16 protein-coding genes are annotated in these 16,785 nt (G+C 46.4%); 12 read left to right on the top strand and 4 right to left on the bottom strand.

Translation table 11 applies throughout. The annotated features are described in order from the left end of the window. Positions 1-24 precede the first annotated feature (24 nt). From ydjG to ACRQU7_RS15010, 4 genes are all read left to right on the top strand, one after another. Positions 25-1,008 carry an NADH-dependent methylglyoxal reductase gene (gene ydjG, locus ACRQU7_RS15025; protein WP_444641587.1) on the top strand — a complete coding sequence of 328 codons (984 nt, stop codon included), beginning with the start codon at positions 25-27 and terminating at the stop codon, positions 1,006-1,008. A gap of 127 nt (positions 1,009-1,135) precedes the next feature. Beyond that, the gene (locus ACRQU7_RS15020) at positions 1,136-1,324 is read left to right on the top strand and encodes a hypothetical protein (protein ID WP_444641586.1); all 189 of its coding nucleotides are present in this window, start codon (positions 1,136-1,138) and stop codon (positions 1,322-1,324) included. Positions 1,325-1,613: 289 nt separating this feature from the next. Then, positions 1,614-2,093, top strand: coding sequence for a MarR family transcriptional regulator (locus tag ACRQU7_RS15015; RefSeq protein ID WP_444641585.1), 480 nt, complete (start codon positions 1,614-1,616; stop codon positions 2,091-2,093). Positions 2,094-2,344: 251 nt separating this feature from the next. Beyond that, positions 2,345-2,920, top strand: a complete 576-nt coding sequence (locus tag ACRQU7_RS15010; protein WP_038325516.1) for a flavodoxin family protein — start codon at positions 2,345-2,347, stop codon at positions 2,918-2,920. Between the two features lie 539 nt (positions 2,921-3,459). Here ACRQU7_RS15010 and ACRQU7_RS15005 read toward each other — a convergent pair. From ACRQU7_RS15005 to ACRQU7_RS14995, 3 genes are all read right to left on the bottom strand, one after another. Next, the gene (locus tag ACRQU7_RS15005; RefSeq protein ID WP_444641584.1) at positions 3,460-4,215 is read right to left on the bottom strand and encodes an SDR family NAD(P)-dependent oxidoreductase; all 756 of its coding nucleotides are present in this window, start codon (positions 4,213-4,215) and stop codon (positions 3,460-3,462) included. A 77-nt stretch (positions 4,216-4,292) separates the two neighbouring features. Further along, positions 4,293-5,639 (bottom strand): APC family permease, encoded by a 1,347-nt coding sequence (locus ACRQU7_RS15000; protein WP_444641583.1) that lies wholly within the window; start codon positions 5,637-5,639, stop codon positions 4,293-4,295. A gap of 217 nt (positions 5,640-5,856) precedes the next feature. Next, complete coding sequence (locus tag ACRQU7_RS14995) at positions 5,857-7,365, bottom strand: PucR family transcriptional regulator (RefSeq protein WP_444641582.1); 1,509 nt, start codon at positions 7,363-7,365, stop codon at positions 5,857-5,859. 201 nt (positions 7,366-7,566) lie between these two features. Here ACRQU7_RS14995 and ACRQU7_RS14990 point away from each other — a divergent pair, with 201 nt between their 5' ends. From ACRQU7_RS14990 to ACRQU7_RS14965, 6 genes are all read left to right on the top strand, one after another. Beyond that, the gene (locus ACRQU7_RS14990; protein ID WP_052010705.1) at positions 7,567-7,917 is read left to right on the top strand and encodes a cupin domain-containing protein; all 351 of its coding nucleotides are present in this window, start codon (positions 7,567-7,569) and stop codon (positions 7,915-7,917) included. Between the two features lie 30 nt (positions 7,918-7,947). Next, complete coding sequence (locus ACRQU7_RS14985) at positions 7,948-8,322, top strand: cupin domain-containing protein (RefSeq protein ID WP_444641581.1); 375 nt, start codon at positions 7,948-7,950, stop codon at positions 8,320-8,322. Next, on the top strand, positions 8,315-9,076 hold the full coding sequence (locus ACRQU7_RS14980) for an HpcH/HpaI aldolase family protein (protein ID WP_444641580.1): 762 nt from the start codon (positions 8,315-8,317) through the stop codon (positions 9,074-9,076). Before ACRQU7_RS14985 ends, ACRQU7_RS14980 begins: the two co-directional genes overlap by 8 nt. Before the next feature lie 20 nt (positions 9,077-9,096). Further along, on the top strand, positions 9,097-9,990 hold the full coding sequence (locus tag ACRQU7_RS14975; protein WP_444641579.1) for a DUF6282 family protein: 894 nt from the start codon (positions 9,097-9,099) through the stop codon (positions 9,988-9,990). A 28-nt stretch (positions 9,991-10,018) separates the two neighbouring features. Further along, the gene (locus ACRQU7_RS14970; RefSeq protein WP_038325510.1) at positions 10,019-11,245 is read left to right on the top strand and encodes an MFS transporter; all 1,227 of its coding nucleotides are present in this window, start codon (positions 10,019-10,021) and stop codon (positions 11,243-11,245) included. A 90-nt stretch (positions 11,246-11,335) separates the two neighbouring features. Further along, a complete protein-coding gene (locus ACRQU7_RS14965) occupies positions 11,336-12,883 on the top strand; it encodes a PucR family transcriptional regulator (protein WP_444641578.1) in 1,548 nt (515 codons plus the stop codon). A gap of 518 nt (positions 12,884-13,401) precedes the next feature. Here the strand turns inward: ACRQU7_RS14965 and ACRQU7_RS14960 are convergent. Continuing rightward, positions 13,402-14,859 (bottom strand): MDR family MFS transporter, encoded by a 1,458-nt coding sequence (locus ACRQU7_RS14960; protein ID WP_444641577.1) that lies wholly within the window; start codon positions 14,857-14,859, stop codon positions 13,402-13,404. 180 nt (positions 14,860-15,039) lie between these two features. On the opposite strand from ACRQU7_RS14960, the gene ACRQU7_RS14955 reads away from it, so the two are divergent. Both ACRQU7_RS14955 and ACRQU7_RS14950 read left to right on the top strand, forming a co-directional pair. Beyond that, the gene (locus tag ACRQU7_RS14955; protein ID WP_444641576.1) at positions 15,040-15,669 is read left to right on the top strand and encodes a TetR/AcrR family transcriptional regulator; all 630 of its coding nucleotides are present in this window, start codon (positions 15,040-15,042) and stop codon (positions 15,667-15,669) included. Positions 15,670-15,881: 212 nt separating this feature from the next. Then, positions 15,882-16,301: a hypothetical protein gene (locus ACRQU7_RS14950; protein WP_444641575.1), complete on the top strand. Its 420-nt coding sequence runs from the start codon at positions 15,882-15,884 to the stop codon at positions 16,299-16,301. Positions 16,302-16,785: the final 484 nt, after the last annotated feature.

Here is a 16,785-nt window from a genome sequence, read left to right as displayed (position 1 = left end):
TGTGTGTAGAAAGGTTGGATAAAAATGAATACAATGAAGCTTGGGAAAACCGGGAAGGATATCTCGAAAATCGGGCTTGGTACGTGGGCGATCGGCGGAGGCCCCGCATGGGGTGGAGATAAGGATCTCCAGACCTGTATCGATACCATCCGCGAATGCCCGAAGCTGGGGGTTAATTTGATTGATACTGCTCCGGGCTATAATTTCGGCAACAGTGAAAAGATTCTGGGCAAAGCGCTGAAAGGAATGAAGCGCGAAGATTTCGTTATTATCACAAAATGCGGTATCGTCTGGACAAGGGAAGGAAGCCTGTTCAATAAGGTCGGTGATACACAGCTGTATAAAAATCTGTCCAAGGAATCCATCCGAGAAGAAATCGAGTTAAGCTTGGAGCGCCTGGGTACGGATTATGTTGATGTTTATATGACTCATTGGCAGTCTGTAGAGCCGTATTTCACCCCTATTTCAGAAACGATGGAAGCTCTGAATGAGCTGAAAGCGGAAGGAAAAATCAAAGCGATTGGTGCGGCAAATGCCACTCCGGAGCATATCAGGGAGTATCTGAAATACGGGGAGCTGGATATTGTACAGGGCAAATACAGCGTTCTGGATCGTGGGATTGAAAAAGATTTACTGCCGATCTGCAGAGAAAACAAAATTACCCTTCAGGCTTATTCTCCTCTGGAGCAGGGACTGCTGAGCGGATGCCTGCCGAGAGATTACGTCCCTACGGGAGCACAGTGCAATAAGAAATGGTTCCAGCCGGAAAACATGCAAAAGGCAATGGACATGATGGATGCATGGAAACCGCTCTGTGAAAAATACAATTGTGCCATTGCAAATTTGGCTTTGGCATGGATACTGGCGCAAGGCGGTTTCATTAATCTGCTGAGCGGTTCCACTACGGTGGATCAGATCAAGCAAAATGTAAAATCTGCTGAGATTCAATTATCCAGAGAAGATGTACAGAGAATGCGTGAAATGGCGGAAGAAATCGATAATATTTAAAACTTCTCTATGTATTAATCTTCGATGCGAAGGCTGAAGTGTTAGGTGTCAAGCACATGGCTACTCGGAAAGCTAGGATGAGCCCCTCTACAATGGGCGTTGGCCTTATCTTGGGACCCGTACGGTCATGGCTAAGGCCAGATACTTTGACCTGATAGAGGCCAACAAAGTTTTCGCAGCCCAGAGTCTGGCTGTTATCTATGATCTGCAGATCGATACCAGTAAGCTGAATGTAAATAAATGTGTTATTGTCTCCCTGAGCCATCCTCTGGGCTGTTCCGGTGCCCGTATTCTGCTCACCTGCTGTATGCGATGAAGAAGTGCGGCGCCAAGAGGGACTGGCTACTCTATGTATCGGGGGCAAAGGGTGCGCAACGATTGCTGGATGGAATGATCTACATAATAGAGGATACTATAACGTTGCAAGCAAAATCAAAATAAGGGATTACTGATTTCACAGTGATCGGGATCGTACGCCTTGGTCGGATGTCCTCTACATTCAGGAAGATAATTGATATATTTTCCATGCAATTGCGATATTGTTGAATGGGAAACGAAAAGGTGATATAATACAACTAAAATACCCGGCATATGGGGGACAGGTAATGAACAAGGAAGAACAGGTCATGGCGGGATTATGGAACATATTCAAAAAGAGAATGTGGCTTGATAGTTTTAAGATGAAAGACAGACTGAGGGGCTATAACCCTTCTGAAGTACACTGTATTGCTTTTATCGGAGAAGAGGATGATTCCAATGTTACAAAGCTGGCGGAGTCCTTTGAGATGACCAGGGGAGCCATAAGCAAAATAACGAAGAAACTCGTAAAAAAAGAGCTCATAGAAAGTTATCAGAAGCCGAATAACAATAAAGAAGTTTATTTTAGACTCACAGAGCAAGGAAAAGCAATTTTTATGATTCATGAGGAATTGCACAGAGAATTTAAGGACAGAGATCACCCCTTTTTTAAACAGGTAACAGAGGAGCAGTTTAATGTAATACTTAATTTTGCGGAAAAGTATAATATGCATTTGGACGCGGAAATAAAAAAACTGGGTGTAGATATGAAATTGGATCATTTTTAGTTTCGAATTCGCAAAAATATATAAACCGATATAAAAGCAGCCCATCCCTCATAAGGATGGGCTGCTTTTATATCATTTTATTCATTGTATTGTTTCCAAGTCAATATTAATGTTGACTTGGAAACAATAAGGTGTTAGAATGGCTATGTTAACAGGGAAACAAAATTTCCGCTGTGAGAGGAGACTCCCACTATGAACATATAGTCCGCAAAGCAAACAGGAAGCAACACAATGTGCAAGGAGGAAATAGAATGAACATAATAGGAATTATCGCAAGTCAGCGAAAAGAAGGCAATACAGCCTTTATTGTAAACAACATACTTAAAGGTGCAAAGGAACAAGGTGCCGAAACAGCTGTTTTCAGTTTCAGTAATCTGGATATTAAACCCTGCCGTGGCTGTTGGGCGTGTCACAAGAGCGATCAGGGCTGTGTAATCAATGACGACATGCAGAAAATTTATGATGCGATTGAGCATGCCGATGCCATTGTCTTGGGCCTGCCGATTTACATGGGACAGATGAGTGCCCAGGGCAAGATATTTACAGACAGGCTGTTCGCGCGATTTTCTCCTCGGTTCTCTCCATTTTTTAAGGGAAATGCCGTAAAACAGAAGCTGATTCTTTCATTTAATCAGGGAAATCCGGATGCCGGCCTGTTCAAAACGTATATTGATTATACGAAACAGATGTTTGAGGTGCTCGAATTTGATGTTGATGAAGTGCCTGTCGTTACCGATTTGCGAGTAGGTCCGGCAAGTGAAAGGGAAGATCTTCACACGGGTCTAAAGGAATTCGGATCCGCGTTGGTTGTGCATGATTTAGTCTAGTCATTGCGAGAATAGCAGCATGCAATATTATACCAATACAAGAAAATAAAAACAGCCGGTTTTTCATTTATTTGTTTTAACAGTAAATTTGCGGAAATTTGGGGAATTCAATAAGAACACAGCCAGCTTTTTGATGGATTCCCTTGGAATACAGGATTATAATAATTATGTGAAAATGACATTGGTGAGCGAGGCCTAGTCGGTTTCAATTGGATTTTGATATCAACGAGACCGGTAACTCCAATATGGAGAAAGGGTGGGGCTGTTATGAAATCTACTGCACATTACGAATATCTGCTGCGCTGTGCGGATGGCACAATCTTGCGCCATGCAGGTGACGGTGCATCGGTCGGTCAGCCGTGTGCAGAGAGGTTTTTATATTGCCATTGATTTTAGAGAGCTTACGGTTGATCCCGATGAAAGGTCGTTCAGAATACTTCGCTGAAAGCGGGTTTCAAAGTGTGAAAAATTTAAAATCTGGTAAAAGACAGCAGGCACGATTTTTACCGTGCCCGCTGTCTTTTATGTCTATTCAGCCGTTACCAGGCGGAGTAGCCGCCGTCGACCAGCAGTTGTGTTCCCGTAACCCCGCTTGCGGCATCGGAAGCAAGGAAGAGAATTCCTTGTGCGATTTCTTCCGGATCCATCATACGGTGCATGGGAATGTTTTCTTTCCATACCGGCAGGTAATTCACCAGCTTGCTGAGCGCATCCGTGCCGGTATAACCCGGTGCCACCGCATTGATGCGTACATTGTACTGTGCCCATTCGGCGGCTAGAAGTCTGCACATATGGGTAATGGCGGCTTTGGAGGTGCCGTATGCCACATGAGTTTCCGGGCGAAGTGCCTTCATTGCGGCAATAGAGGAAATACAGACAATGCTGCCCTTACCCGTCTCTATCATTTGCTTCGCGAATTCTCTGGCACAGAAAAAGGTGCCGTTCAGATTAATCCCCATTACGCGCATCCAACCGTCGTCCGGATAATCAATCGCGGGGCAGGTCAGCCCGATTCCTGCGGCGGCTACCAGAACATCCACATTGCCGTGATGCTCTTTAATTTCCAGAGCGCTGTCCCGCACGGATTCGGGATTGGATACGTCCATCATCTGATAGGACACATCAATGCCCTTTTCTTTAAAAGACGAAATAATTTGTTCCTCGTCCGGTTTGATGTCGGCGATAATTACATGTGCGCCCTGCTGGAAAAACAGCTTGCAGATTTTTTCGCCGATTCCGCCGGAACCGCCTGTAATAACTACATTTTTTCCATCGAACCTTAAAAGCTTTTCCATAAAAATCTCCATCTTCTTTGCGTATGTATTTTTTATCAGGCTATGTGAAAGAGTTTTGTCCAAAGGATGTTGCCGCTTCAGACAATATCCTGACTGCTTACTTCACGCAGATTAACCTTGCCGAACTTATAGCGGTAAAATGCGTATGCACAGCCCAGAGCAAGCAGAGCGACGCTTACGGTGACAATAACGGTCGTCAGGTTTCCCGCCGCAGTCACGATCAGGAATATCTGAGCAAGGAAAGAAATTCCGGTTAATGTATAAAACACAGGATTGGGAACGTGATAGCGAGAGGCCTTCCACAGCTCCGGATATTTTGTGGGCATACGCAAAATTGCGACCAGCATGATAATCTTGATCAAATATTGAATCAGCAGAGTGTCATTGATCAGAGTATTGAGCGGCATGTCGAAAAGGATGGGAACCACGGCAAATCCGTAAAGAATGAAATAGATACGGTAGGGAACGTCAAACCGGTTCAGTTTTCCCAGCGATTTCGGGAACCATCCGTCCTGGCAGCCGAGCTGCATAGGCTTTGCCGCAGAAGCGTACAGCGAGTTCATAGTCGTGGCAATGGCGCCCACCGCTCCAAAGAGGATGAAAATAAAAAATAGGGGCTGAGGCATAATTTTATTTGCGACTAGAGTTAGTGGCTTTCCCGCCACCTGTGCGACAGGCAGAACGTTGCCGGCAACCAGCGCCATACCGGTGTAGATGACAAGAATAATGCCAGTAGTGATTATAATCGCCCAGGGCATATCCCGTCTTGCGTCTTTTGCGTTCGCGCCATAGTTCATAACCGTCTGATGCATGGTGGTTGAAAACACCAGTAAAATCATAGCGCTGCTAAAGCCACTCCATCCCTTAGGGAAATAGTCTGTGGAAGAAAAATCAAATGTCCCGGCGTTTAAATGAACGGTTCCTGTACCGATAAACAGCAGCAGACCCGCAATCAGTAAAACGGTAATGATGTTTTGGACCTTACTCATCGATTTAATGCCAAGCAGGTTGATAAGCAGGAAGATGGTCGGCGTCAGGACACCGATTAGCTTTGGGTTGAGGAAGGGCCACAGGGAATTAATATACATTCCCATCGCAATACCCGAAGTGGCAAAAGGAAGCTGCAAAAAAATCAGGTTGACAACCAAAACTCCTCCCGGAATATCTCCGAGCAGCAGTCGTACCAGACTGTAGTTACCTCCCCGTAAGCGAATGACACTGCTGAGAAAAATAAAGGGAAGGTTAAGCAGCAGCCCAAACAGGACCGCGGCGGCAAACGCCAGCCAAACCGATCGACCGGTGAGAGAAATTGCCGGACCTATTACAGTGAGAAGACCTGCGCTGATAACAGTACCTGTGGCCAGTGCCGTTAGCTCTTTAAGACCCAGAGTTTGGTCTTTTTGCTGTACTTGATTTTCGGACATAGTAAGCTTCCTTTCTTTTCGTCATCTTTTCAATCAGATCCCCGTAATCGTATGGGTACTATTATACTATACAGGCTGACTCCTCCGCACCCTAGATTGTGTGGGAATTCCCCCGGGATTTTTATACAGTTTGTCATGCGGGTCCGTCAATTCCTCAGAAAACAGCAGTGCCATGCCTTGAGGGCATGGCACTGCTGTGAACAGGCGGAAATCTCCGTCAATGCTTGTATTTGAGTATCCACATCATTTGAAAAGAAGCGTATAGGTAATTTCGGGTTTTAACATCGTTCAGGTCAATATCAAGCAATTCCTGCAGTTTTTCAATACGGTACAGTAAAGAGGCTCGGTGAATGGACAACGTCTCTGCCGTGGAGGACATATTTCCGTTATGCCTGAGGAAAACCTGAAGCGTTTTTGAAAAGTCGGTGCGGTGCGACCGGTCGTATTCCAGAAGCCGGGGGACGGCGGGGTGGCAATACTGGCTCAGGTCAGAATACTCGGAGAGCATTTGCCACAAATGGAATACCGCGTAATCACTGTAATAAAACCGCCGCTTTTTCTCCCCGAGCAGCAGCCCGAGTTCTACCGCCTTCAGCGCACGGTCGTAGCATTCTCTGAATTTGTCCGCTGTGGTTGCCTGCTCGCTGATGCCAATATAAAGGTCGTGCTCAGAAGCAAACCGGTCCAGACGGGCTTCCTCATCGTGGTAATCGTTATCTAATATCACGACTACATTCTCACCGTACTCCGCAATTGCGCGGCCGGGCATCAGCTTCATAGTCCAGGAGAGAAGCACGGCCAGAGATTCCCTGCGGGATTTGTGCTTTACGATCATGATCCGATAGCCCGCGTCCAGATGCAGGCAGGCTATTTCGGTGTAAAAGTCAAAGCGGCGGCTGTCTTTCCCGCCTTTTAGCAGATACTGTATTTTTTTGTTTCTTTCCAGTGTTTCTTCGTTTTCGTGAGAATAGTTGTTTTTAAAATAATAGGTCAGCAGATCGCAGATGGCGGCGACCATTCTTTTGTCTGATTTTGTAACGGGTTTCTCCGTATCCATCACTGAAAAATAGCCTACCTGAAAATTATCGATTTCAATTTTACCGGTGATGGTGGTGTAATCGCTGATCATTTTTCTTAGGATAACAGGTGAAGGCGAGTTGTAAAGCTTTTTCTGCATCGCCCGATATTGGTTTGATTCCACCGTGCTTTCGCTGAAAAAGCCGTATTTTCCGTGCTCGTCCCAAAGGATGCTTTTTACGTCGTTCAGATGGGAACGCGTGATCAGCTTAGTGTCTTTACCCGACACAATGACCGTATTGCCCAGAATTTCAGAGCACAGGTCGACAAACTGCTGGGGGCTTTGCCCGCCGATAATGGCTTCTTTCAGCCGAATGTAGTTCACCATAAAGCAAAGGTCCTCGTCCAGCAGGTCCTGTATTTTATTGAAGGCTTCGAGTTCGTTCCATGATTGCGGCAGCAGGATGATGTTGCAGTCTGGGAATTTCAGTGCCTCCGTCTCGTACGGAATGTCTGAAATACAGGCAAGGTTGATTTTTTCGAGCGTAGAGGTATTTAGCAGGGAGGACAGCCGAAGGATATGCAATTGCTGTGGGTCTGGCATTTCGAGGGGAATATCTGACAGCTGGAGCGAAAGAATGTCGGCGGAAAAATTTCCTGTTGAAAGATATTTTGCTTTCAGAGTCTTTGCAATACTGTGCATTTGCATGGGGGCTTCCTCCCTTCCTGTCATTTTTACAGTATAATACATCATTGATAAATCTTCAACAATGCAAAGGAATAAGAAATTTTATAAAATGTGTTGCAACGGACAGTAATCAATTCCTACAAACTTTCAGATGAAATCCCGCAGGCTAACTGTCATACTGGTATTGCAATTTATTAAAAACCAAAGAAGGGGAGCAGTATCATGGAAAATATCTATAAGAAGATGGCTCAGGAAGAATGGAAGGACGTCGTTGTCAACGACAGAAGAGTCGGTGTAAAAATCAAAAATTTTGTAGCCGAGAAAGCAAACCTCAGATTGCAGGAGATTGAATACACCGGAAGAGACTCCAAACCCCATAAGCACATTCATGAGCAGATTGTTATTACGATCCGCGGCACAATGGATATGACTATTGAAGATACGGTCTATCATCTTGAGGCGGGCGACTATATCGCAATTCCTCCGAATGCTGTTCATAGCACTAAGGTTACCGACCCGAACGGAGTAAACAATCTTCTGATTTTTATTCCAAAGCAGGACGAACTGTATTAATCAGTAAAACAGATATGGAGGTAACAGATCATGGCAGGTAAATTTGCTGACAGATCAAAGGTACAGTGGACCCAGATTAAGCCCGGCGGGGACCGTATTACGGTTCACGGGGAAAAATGCTCGGCTGTTTTGAACAGGATTGTGTTTGGTTTCCCCGATTATTACCATAAACATATGAATGAGCAGATCAGCTATATTGTGAGCGGAAGCTGTGATTTCACCGTGGGAGAAGAGACCTTTCACACACATCAGGGCGATCTTGTCGTGATTCCGTCCGATACGATTCACAACGCAACCGTTACCGATCCTGAAGGCTGCACTATGCTGGATATTTTCTCTCCGGTAAGGGAGGAATTTCCGGAAAGCAATCTGAACCCCGACGTAGACGGTGAGAAAAATGTCTGAGAGGCTGAAGGCAAAAATGAAGAGCGGACAGCCGGTAACCGGCTGCTTTGTGAATTTCAGCGCTCCCATTGTAGCCGAAATGCTGAAGGACGCGGGTTTTGACTTTATGCTTCTGGATCAGGAGCACGGCTGCTTCAGTCAGTCTGATATGGAAAATATGGTACGTGCGGCCGATACGGTCGGCTTGGACATTATCGTGAGAGTCGACTACGACCCGTCATCCATTCAAAAAGCGCTGGACATGGGCGCAGCCGGAGTCCAGATTCCTATGGTACGGACGAAAGAAGATGTTGAACAGGCCGTGTCCCGCGCAAAGTACCCGCCAAACGGGAGCCGGGGTGTGGACTTTTACAGCAGGGCATACCGTTTGCAGAATACGAAAAACGCAGCGGACTATCTGGAAAAGCAGAACGGCGACACCATTGTAATTGTACAGATTGAGACGGCGGAAGCGGCACAGAATTTCGATGAAATCCTGTCTGTTCCGGGCGTGGACGTTGCTTTCCTTGGCGCTTTGGACTTGTCCGTCAGCATGGGTTACCCAGAGGGGGCCAAAAACCCGCATATGCAGGCGGTGCTGGACGATCTTTACCTTAGAGCAGAAAAAATGAAGGTTCCTGCCGGAATGGTTTTCCTGAACCCACTAATGTTCAAAAATGCTTCCGGCAGGGGCGCAAAGTTCCTGGTCACCACAGTCATGCGCGCGCTCAGCACGGGATTTGAGCAGATTCTGGGAACCGCAGATTGTCGATAAAACAGAAAGGTTTGATACATATGGCAGATAGAGAGATTTTGCATGGTGTAGTGGATATGCATGTTCATTCGGGTCCTTCCGTTGTGACAAGATCACTTGATACCGTTGAGATGCTGCAGCAGGCTGAAGAAGCCGGATATAAGGGCTTTGTCGTTAAAGATCATTATATTCCTACGGTCATGTCAGCGGCAATGATCGAAAAATATCACGCAAAAAAGGGCACGAGAGTCATTGGTAGCCTGGTTCTGAACAATTCCATCGGTGTTTTCAATGTTTCCATGATTGACGCCGCGTACAAAATGGGCGCAAAGGTCGTCTGGATGCCGACGGTTTCTGCGAAGCAGCATATCGATGAGCATGCGAAAAAATCGTTCGTCGGTGCGAAGAAACTGGCGGTAACAGAGAACCCCGTGTATTATCTTAACGAGGACGGGAAACTGAAGGAGGAAGTCCTTCCTGTGCTGGATTACATGGCTTCCCATCCCGACATGATTCTGGCGACGGGTCACGGCAGCGTGGCGGAAATCAACAAGCTCGTTGACAAAGCAGCTGAAATGAAGCTTGAAAAAGTAGTGATTACTCATCCGTTTTCTACAGTCGGCGCCAGCGTGGAGGATGTGGGAAGATGGGCAAGTAAAGGCGCTTATGTGGATGTCTGTGCGGTGGAATTTGAGCAGATTCTGCCCACACTCAGCAGAGTTCCTTTTTCACTGATTACGGAGTACCTGAGCGTTGCACCGCAGGAGCGTCTGATCCTGAGCTCCGACGGCGGTGCCATGACAAGGAACGGCCCGGTTTCACCGGTCGACATTCTTCACAGATTCCTTACGCTCCTTCATGAAAACAAGATCCTGACAGAGAACCAGATCGACCTGATGGCCAAAAAGACTCCGGCGGAGCTGCTGGGAATTTAATCTTAACTTAATTGAGGAGTTGTGTAGAATGAAAGAGAAACAATACGATTTGATTGTTCAAGTCGCTGCGTTATCCATCGGTGTTCTGCTTTATACCACAAGTATCATTCAGGCTTCGCTGGGCGCAATCGCCGTGGCGTTTCCCAATGTTCCGATAGATAATATAAAGCTTCTTCAGACGATCACCCCTATCATCATGATGATTTCCTGCTTTGCATGCGGAGTAATCACCCGCTTTGTGAGGGCAAAGGTTGTCCTAGTTTTTTCCATTATTCTGATTCTTGTGGGCGGACTGCTGCCTGCATTTATCGGAGGGACCTTTGAATTTCTCCTGATCATGAAAGGCGTTTTCTCCGTCGGTTACGGCTTGGCGTTTCCGTTCGCAAGCTCCATTTTGGTGGACTTGTTCCCGGAGGGACCGGTCCGCAACCGTATGGTTGGTTTCAAAACAGCTGTTGGCGGACTTTCCAGCGTGGTCTTTGCCGCTGTGGGCGGGTATCTTGCCAATATCAATTACCGTTACGCCTATGCGGCGTTCATCATCGTGATCCCGGTGCTTTTGCTGATCATCTTTAAGCTGCCGGATACGGAAAAAGCACAGCCAAAGGAAACAGCAGCCTCCGGTCAGAAAGATAAGTTAACCTATAAAACAGTCGTTCTGGCGCTCTGGAACATTACTTTCAATGTGACGCTGAGTTCTTTCTTCGCCAGTGCCGCGCTGGTAGTGGTAAAAACCGGTGCCGGCGACTCTTCCCAAGCCGGCCTGACAATTTCCGCTTATTCCGCCGTCTCCTTTTTAGTGGGATTGTTTTTCCCGGGTATCCGTAAGGTCTTAAAGCAATATGCTCTTACGGCTGCAATTACCTGTGTGGCACTCTGCTTCTTTATCTTGACGAATGCGACCACTTTCCCAATGTACATAGTCGGCAGCATGCTGTTCGGTTTCGGATTCGGTCTTTACAATCCTGAGCTTCTTCTTTTGATTGCTCAGACGATTCAGAGACCTAAAGAGCCTGTCGCGACAAAATCCGTCGCTACGCTCGCTTTTTCTGTCGTTGTAATCTGCCAGTCCATCGGCCAGTCTTTTTCAACCAATGTCCTGAAGGTTTTTACCAACCTGTTCGGCTTTGAGGGACTGAAGGCCGGTTGGCAGGTTTGCTGGATCTATCTCTTGGTTGCAGCGGTCATTGTTGCTGTTGTCACCACCATGATTTCCAGAAAAAAGGCTGACACCCGAGCAGCCTTGGAATGTTAAAAAGTTTGTACTCCTATTGTCCTTTAGGACAATAGGAGTACAGCACGTTGTGATATAATGGAGCTTAAATAAGACACCGGAGGAAAAAGTATGAATCTGGAAATGCTGTGCGGGCACCTTCTGGATTACAGTCCCAGGCTGATTTGCCATGGTACGGACGAAGAAATAAGCTCGATCCGCCTGCTTTCAGCGGAAAACGACGGCGAATGCTCGGGAATTCTGTATCTGGGCATGCTTTCGGCTCTGTATGCCCTGTCAAACGTGAGCAAAGGTACGAGTTTTCTGTGCATTGAGGATGTTCCGTATGCGCATCATCCTCTGGGAGTTAATTTGATGCTCGTAGACGATACCGTATCCCTCAACACGCTGCTGAAAGAGGTGCAGAAAGTTTTTGCGGATTCCTCTAAAGCCGCAGTGTATTGGAACACGCTGCTGGACGTGGCGCTTCGGCAGGGTAGAGCGCAGGAGATCGTGGACATTGCCTACCGCCTGCTTGAAAATCCCGTCATCCTTTCGGACCGGAGCACCAAGCTGATTGCGCGCTCCGGCGGCTTTGTGGAAAACAGTAAGCTGTGGAAAGACCACAGCGAATTCGGATATTTCAGCTACGAAACCATGCAGTCCCAGAACTATAAACGAATTTCCCAGCAGCTGGATAAAAACGCGCAGCCCATCCTGCTTCAAAAGGAAATTAGCCAGTATGACACGATCAACGGCAAGATCTATATTGGAAATACCAAGATTGCTAGTATTTCCGTTCTGAACTCCAACCGACCGTTCCATGAACAGGATATCGGGATACTGCGCCGCCTGTGTAATGTGTTTTCCTATTATTTTAAAATGGACAGCTTCTACAAGTTTGTGCGAGACGCCCGCCGGGAGAGCTTTTTCAAGGATCTGATCGAGAATAAATTTTCCGATACCGCTCGGCTGGAGAGCAGGGCGATGTCGCTGAACTTGAAAACGGATGGGAACTACTGTGTTTTGATGGCGGCCAGTGACGCGTGGCATTATGAAAACAGTCTGCAAAACGTCAGGCTGGAGCTGGAAAAGTATCTTCCGAAAAGCTATACGCTGATTACTGAAAACGGGATTGTCGCCATTTTGGACAAAGAGCGGCTGTACGGCCAGAATTTTGACCTTGAGGGTTTAAAGAAGTTTTTGACCAAAAACAAAATTCAGATTGGCATCAGCCGAAGCAGGAACGGCCTGGACCGACTGCACGAGCAGTACCCGCAGGCTGTGCAGGCAAGGCGGGCCGGCGTGCAGATGCACGCGCGGGACGTGATTTTCGATTATGACGATTATGCTTTAAATTGCCTTTTTCTGGACGCTCCCCCCCACATCAATCTAAAGGGTTTCTGCAGCCAGGAGATGCTGAAGCTGATTGCCTACGACCGTGATAACAGCACCGAGTATGTAAAAACCCTGTATGCTTTTCTTACTCACAACGGGAACTACACCAGTACGGCTAAGGCGCTGTTTATTCATAGAACCTCTGTGATTTACCGCATAAAAAAACTGGAGGAAATTCTGGAAACACCACTGGACAGTGATAAAATCCGGAACCGCCTGCACATTTCTTTTTTGATTCTGTTTTCCCTCAAAGAGCTGGAGATCAGCCGGTTTACCGGCTAAAGGCTGATTCGTTTCTTTTATATTGCTAACCCCCGGCAGCGGTACCGCTGCCGGGGGTCGTTTTTTGGCTGGTGTGCGTAATCTGTTTTTTCATCCTTCGTAGCGGTTATCAATGTAACTTAATCTTCGCTGCTTGTTCCTTTATTTTCCGCGACACCTTCTATGCTAAAGTCTTTCAACTAGGTACCAGATTTCCGCCCAGACTTTACACCCATCAAAGCAAATTTATCAGGGTCGACACTATCAAGGGAGAGGAACAAAATCCACCGCGGGTGTCACCTTTTTGTTTGGCTGCGAGAGAATCGAATCCAAAAAAGTCTGAACATTAGAGAACATGCCAGCAATATGTTTTCAGCGAAGAGCTATGCTGCTAGTGATGAATCCCCCTTTCTCCACCGGCGGTTGCACCATGACATATTCGTTCACAGTCTTGCGGACGCATTTTGTTGTATGAAAAAGCTCAGCCGAAAGGCTGAGCTTTTTTAACTAAATTCGCTTCTGGCAAATGATGTGGGTTTTCATGTCTTCTCTATTGTCTCCTCTGTGGCCGCTTCTAGCTCCGATTTTTTAAGCATCGTCAAAAACAACGTAGGAATTACTGCAGCCACGGTGAAACCGATCGACCACCAGAACGAGACGTTGAAGGAATAGGCAACAGCAGGAAGATCAGATTGTACGTGGCCCGCCATCTGCTGTTGAGCGGCGGTTGCAAGAATGGCGGACCCGAAAGCTCCGCCGATGGTCTGGAAAATCCGTGTGGCAATGCTCGCGTGAGGAACCTGCTTTTCTGGAAGTCCAATATAGGCGGACATCATGATTGCAATAAATAAACCGCCGAGCCCCGCCCCTCTTATCAACAAGGCGATAGACAAAAGGATATAATTCGTATCCGTACCCGCAAAAGCAAACGGCAGCGTACCGATCGCAATAGCGGCGAGGCTCATCAGCACGATGTTGCGCGAGCCGTTACGGTCGGCCGTTTTCCCGGCCCAGCTTCTGGTCAGCAGCATGCCTATGCCCTGAGGAAGTAGCCAAAAGCCGGCTGATAGCGCGCTTGCGCCGCGTACTTCCTGATAATAGAGCGGCAGCATCAGCATGGCCCCGTTCGTAATGATGCCACTGAAAATCAGCAGAATATTGGAAGCGGAAAAATTGACAGATTTGAACAGTTGTACATTCAGAGCCGGTTCCCGCTTCGTATTCAGAGCATAGACGACATAGGATGCCATCAAAACGACGCCGATGATAAGCGGAATATAGACCGTGCTGCTGCCAAGTCCCCTGTGCGAAGCAATCTGGGCAATGCCATAGATCAGGAGGGCAAACGCGGGAGAAAGCAAAATCATGCCGATCACATCAAGGGATTCTTTCTTTTCCGACAGTTTGTCGGCCGGTATTCCCCACAAGGCTAACGGGATTGCCACGATGCAGATCGGGATATTTACCCAGAAAATAGCGTGCCAGCCCCAGGCATTAATGAGAATCCCTCCCAATACCGGACCAAGGATCGGCCCAAGCAGACCGGGTATGCTGACAATCGACATGATCCGCCCAAGGTTGCGTCCGCCGGAAACCTGTACAAGCTCCGTTTGCAGCGTCGGCATCATCAATCCGGCGCCGACCCCCTGAATGACCCGGAAAATAATCATGCTTTCGATGTTCCATGACAGCATAGAGCATATGGAGCCAATTAAAAAAATCGCCAGTGAAAAGACGTATAATCGCTTGCCTCCGAATCGTTTGGTGGCCCATCCTGAAACCGGAACGGCCAGCCCCATCGCCAGAACGTACCCCGTTGTGATCCACTGCACGATAGAAATATTTGCTTTCATATCAGCCGCAATGGCGTGGAACGCCACGTTGACCATCGTCGAATCGAACAGCGGTGCAAGCGCTCCAACGACCAGAACCATGGCAGTCTTGAACACGACCGGGTCAAGCTTTTCTTTTACCGGTTTTACATTCTTTGTACTCATGAGAAATCTCCCTTCGCTTGATTAAGGAAACGATTGCGTTTCTTATATGGATATGATATGATAAATACAGATTTCATTCAATTGACACACTCCACATAGAAATAAGAAACTTTTGCGTTTCCTATGTGAATTTTTACAACAGGGCTCGTGAAGTGTTGAGGCTTGGAGGGAAACTGAAAAATGGACGAGCAAAAGAAGGGCACGCGCCGCCGGGGAGAAAATCTGGAGGAAGCGATCCTGGACGCTACGATGGATGAACTCGTCGAAAATGGCTATTCGCATTTGACGATGGAAAGCGCCGCGGTGCGGGCGGGGACCAATAAGGCTGTCCTTTACCGCCGCTGGGCCAACAAGTCGGAGCTTGTGATAGCCGCTCTGCGTAAATGGATACCGACAATTAACATAAGCGACATACCGGATACCGGGAGTCTGCGCGACGATGTGGTTGCCTATTTGCGCGCACGTGTGGAACCGGTGAAAACAATCGGCGCGCAGACGATCCGGGGACTGATGATGGAACCGCAGGTTTGGCGTACTTTAGTTGCTTCCATGCCGCAAATCGTCCAGCGGAGATCGGAGAATAAAGAGGATAAAATAACGGCGGCTATGATGACAATCATGAAAAACGCGGAACTCCGCGGGGAAATTCGTTTGGAAAAACTGTCGCCCCGGATCATCTTGCTGCCTTTTAATCTGCTGCATTATGAGCTGATCACAAAGCAGGAAATTTCCGACACAACAATAGCGGAGATCGTGGACGATATTTTTATGCCGCTGATCCGATCTAATAACCGATCAGCGGATGAATAATTGCAATAAGGTATTGCTCGCGTCTTTATGTGGATCTTTTATGGCCTGACTTTCCAAAAGACATGGCTTTCCGGCAAGGAATGTCCATGTCTTTTTTTGTACAGGAAAATATGATATTATAAGCTTAAAAGTCTTTGTAAAGAACCTGAAATAAATGGAGATTTAGACTACGTGTTATTTATATTTTGCTCATGCAGGGAGGTTAACGGCTGATGAATATAATGAGGCTAAAGAATCCTATTTTCATCCTTATCACTTTGTTTTTTCCGTGGCGCTTTATAAATACCTATATCATTTTAGAAGATAATAAAGTCACCTTTAACCGTTATTATGCTATCAATGAAAGACAATTTAGAAATAAAAACGATGAAATCACTTTGGGAGACATACAAGAAATAGGTTTTTCCTCTGAAGTAAAGGTTAAGAGGCAAGAAAGCGTTCAAAATGGTGCGTACGGTATCTATTCTCCACAGGAAATAGATTTTAAGACGAAATTTGAAATCTTAGCACTAAATACGAAGCCGTATACAAGAAAACAGATAAGATATCTTATAGAATTCATTGACTCTAAAAATAAAAATGTTCTAATAGGGAAAAGACTTACGAAAGCTATAGGTCATAATTGCGCCTAATGATTATGATATGCTGTTCAGATCACTGTTTGAACTTCGTATAAGACCATAATAGAGAGTCGGAAAAACTAATAAAACAAGGGAAAGAGTAATTGCCTTTCCCTTGTTTTTCTTTGGGATACAGCCCCCCCTGCTATTGGATCGACCCATAGAACGGACATTCTGTGCCAGAGGTTTCTTTTCCTATCCATTTCTCCGGGTCTGTTCTTTTGCCGGAGGTTATGACTTGTTAGTAGGCCTTGATTTTACAAACAAGGACTAAGCGCCATGTCACTTTTCATTTTCATTAGGTTGACATTATAAAACATATATGTTATGATTCAAATAACAAAATATAGAATACATATCTGGATAGAATGTATTGAGAGGGGAGCACATAATGACGAAGCAATTAAAAATATGTTGTAGGTATACTTTTAATCGAATGCCATGCTGTATTTTTAAAAAGAATACTGTTCTGACTTGCCAAAGTTCGATTTACTGA

This window comes from Caproiciproducens puteiluti (assembly GCF_052442865.1).
In the GTDB taxonomy this organism is placed as follows: domain Bacteria; phylum Bacillota; class Clostridia; order Oscillospirales; family Acutalibacteraceae; genus Caproiciproducens.
This window is presented reverse-complemented; position numbering and strand designations above follow the sequence as displayed.

Bases quoted from the DNA above. Each gene is read 5' to 3' on its own strand.
- ACRQU7_RS14980 (WP_444641580.1), top strand. From the start codon at position 8,315: ATGTCTGAGAGGCTGAAGGCAAAAATGAAGAGCGGACAGCCGGTAACC.
- ACRQU7_RS14950 (WP_444641575.1), top strand. From the start codon at position 15,882: ATGAATATAATGAGGCTAAAGAATCCTATTTTCATCCTTATCACTTTG.
- ACRQU7_RS14960 (WP_444641577.1), bottom strand. From the start codon at position 14,859: ATGAGTACAAAGAATGTAAAACCGGTAAAAGAAAAGCTTGACCCGGTC.
- ACRQU7_RS14965 (WP_444641578.1), top strand. From the start codon at position 11,336: ATGAATCTGGAAATGCTGTGCGGGCACCTTCTGGATTACAGTCCCAGG.
- ACRQU7_RS14975 (WP_444641579.1), top strand. From the start codon at position 9,097: ATGGCAGATAGAGAGATTTTGCATGGTGTAGTGGATATGCATGTTCAT.
- ACRQU7_RS14990 (WP_052010705.1), top strand. From the start codon at position 7,567: ATGGAAAATATCTATAAGAAGATGGCTCAGGAAGAATGGAAGGACGTC.
- ACRQU7_RS15015 (WP_444641585.1), top strand. From the start codon at position 1,614: ATGAACAAGGAAGAACAGGTCATGGCGGGATTATGGAACATATTCAAA.
- ACRQU7_RS15000 (WP_444641583.1), bottom strand. From the start codon at position 5,639: ATGTCCGAAAATCAAGTACAGCAAAAAGACCAAACTCTGGGTCTTAAA.
- ACRQU7_RS15005 (WP_444641584.1), bottom strand. From the start codon at position 4,215: ATGGAAAAGCTTTTAAGGTTCGATGGAAAAAATGTAGTTATTACAGGC.
- ACRQU7_RS15010 (WP_038325516.1), top strand. From the start codon at position 2,345: ATGAACATAATAGGAATTATCGCAAGTCAGCGAAAAGAAGGCAATACA.
- ydjG (WP_444641587.1), top strand. From the start codon at position 25: ATGAATACAATGAAGCTTGGGAAAACCGGGAAGGATATCTCGAAAATC.
- ACRQU7_RS14955 (WP_444641576.1), top strand. From the start codon at position 15,040: ATGGACGAGCAAAAGAAGGGCACGCGCCGCCGGGGAGAAAATCTGGAG.
- ACRQU7_RS14995 (WP_444641582.1), bottom strand. From the start codon at position 7,365: ATGCAAATGCACAGTATTGCAAAGACTCTGAAAGCAAAATATCTTTCA.
- ACRQU7_RS14970 (WP_038325510.1), top strand. From the start codon at position 10,019: ATGAAAGAGAAACAATACGATTTGATTGTTCAAGTCGCTGCGTTATCC.
- ACRQU7_RS14985 (WP_444641581.1), top strand. From the start codon at position 7,948: ATGGCAGGTAAATTTGCTGACAGATCAAAGGTACAGTGGACCCAGATT.
- ACRQU7_RS15020 (WP_444641586.1), top strand. From the start codon at position 1,136: ATGGCTAAGGCCAGATACTTTGACCTGATAGAGGCCAACAAAGTTTTC.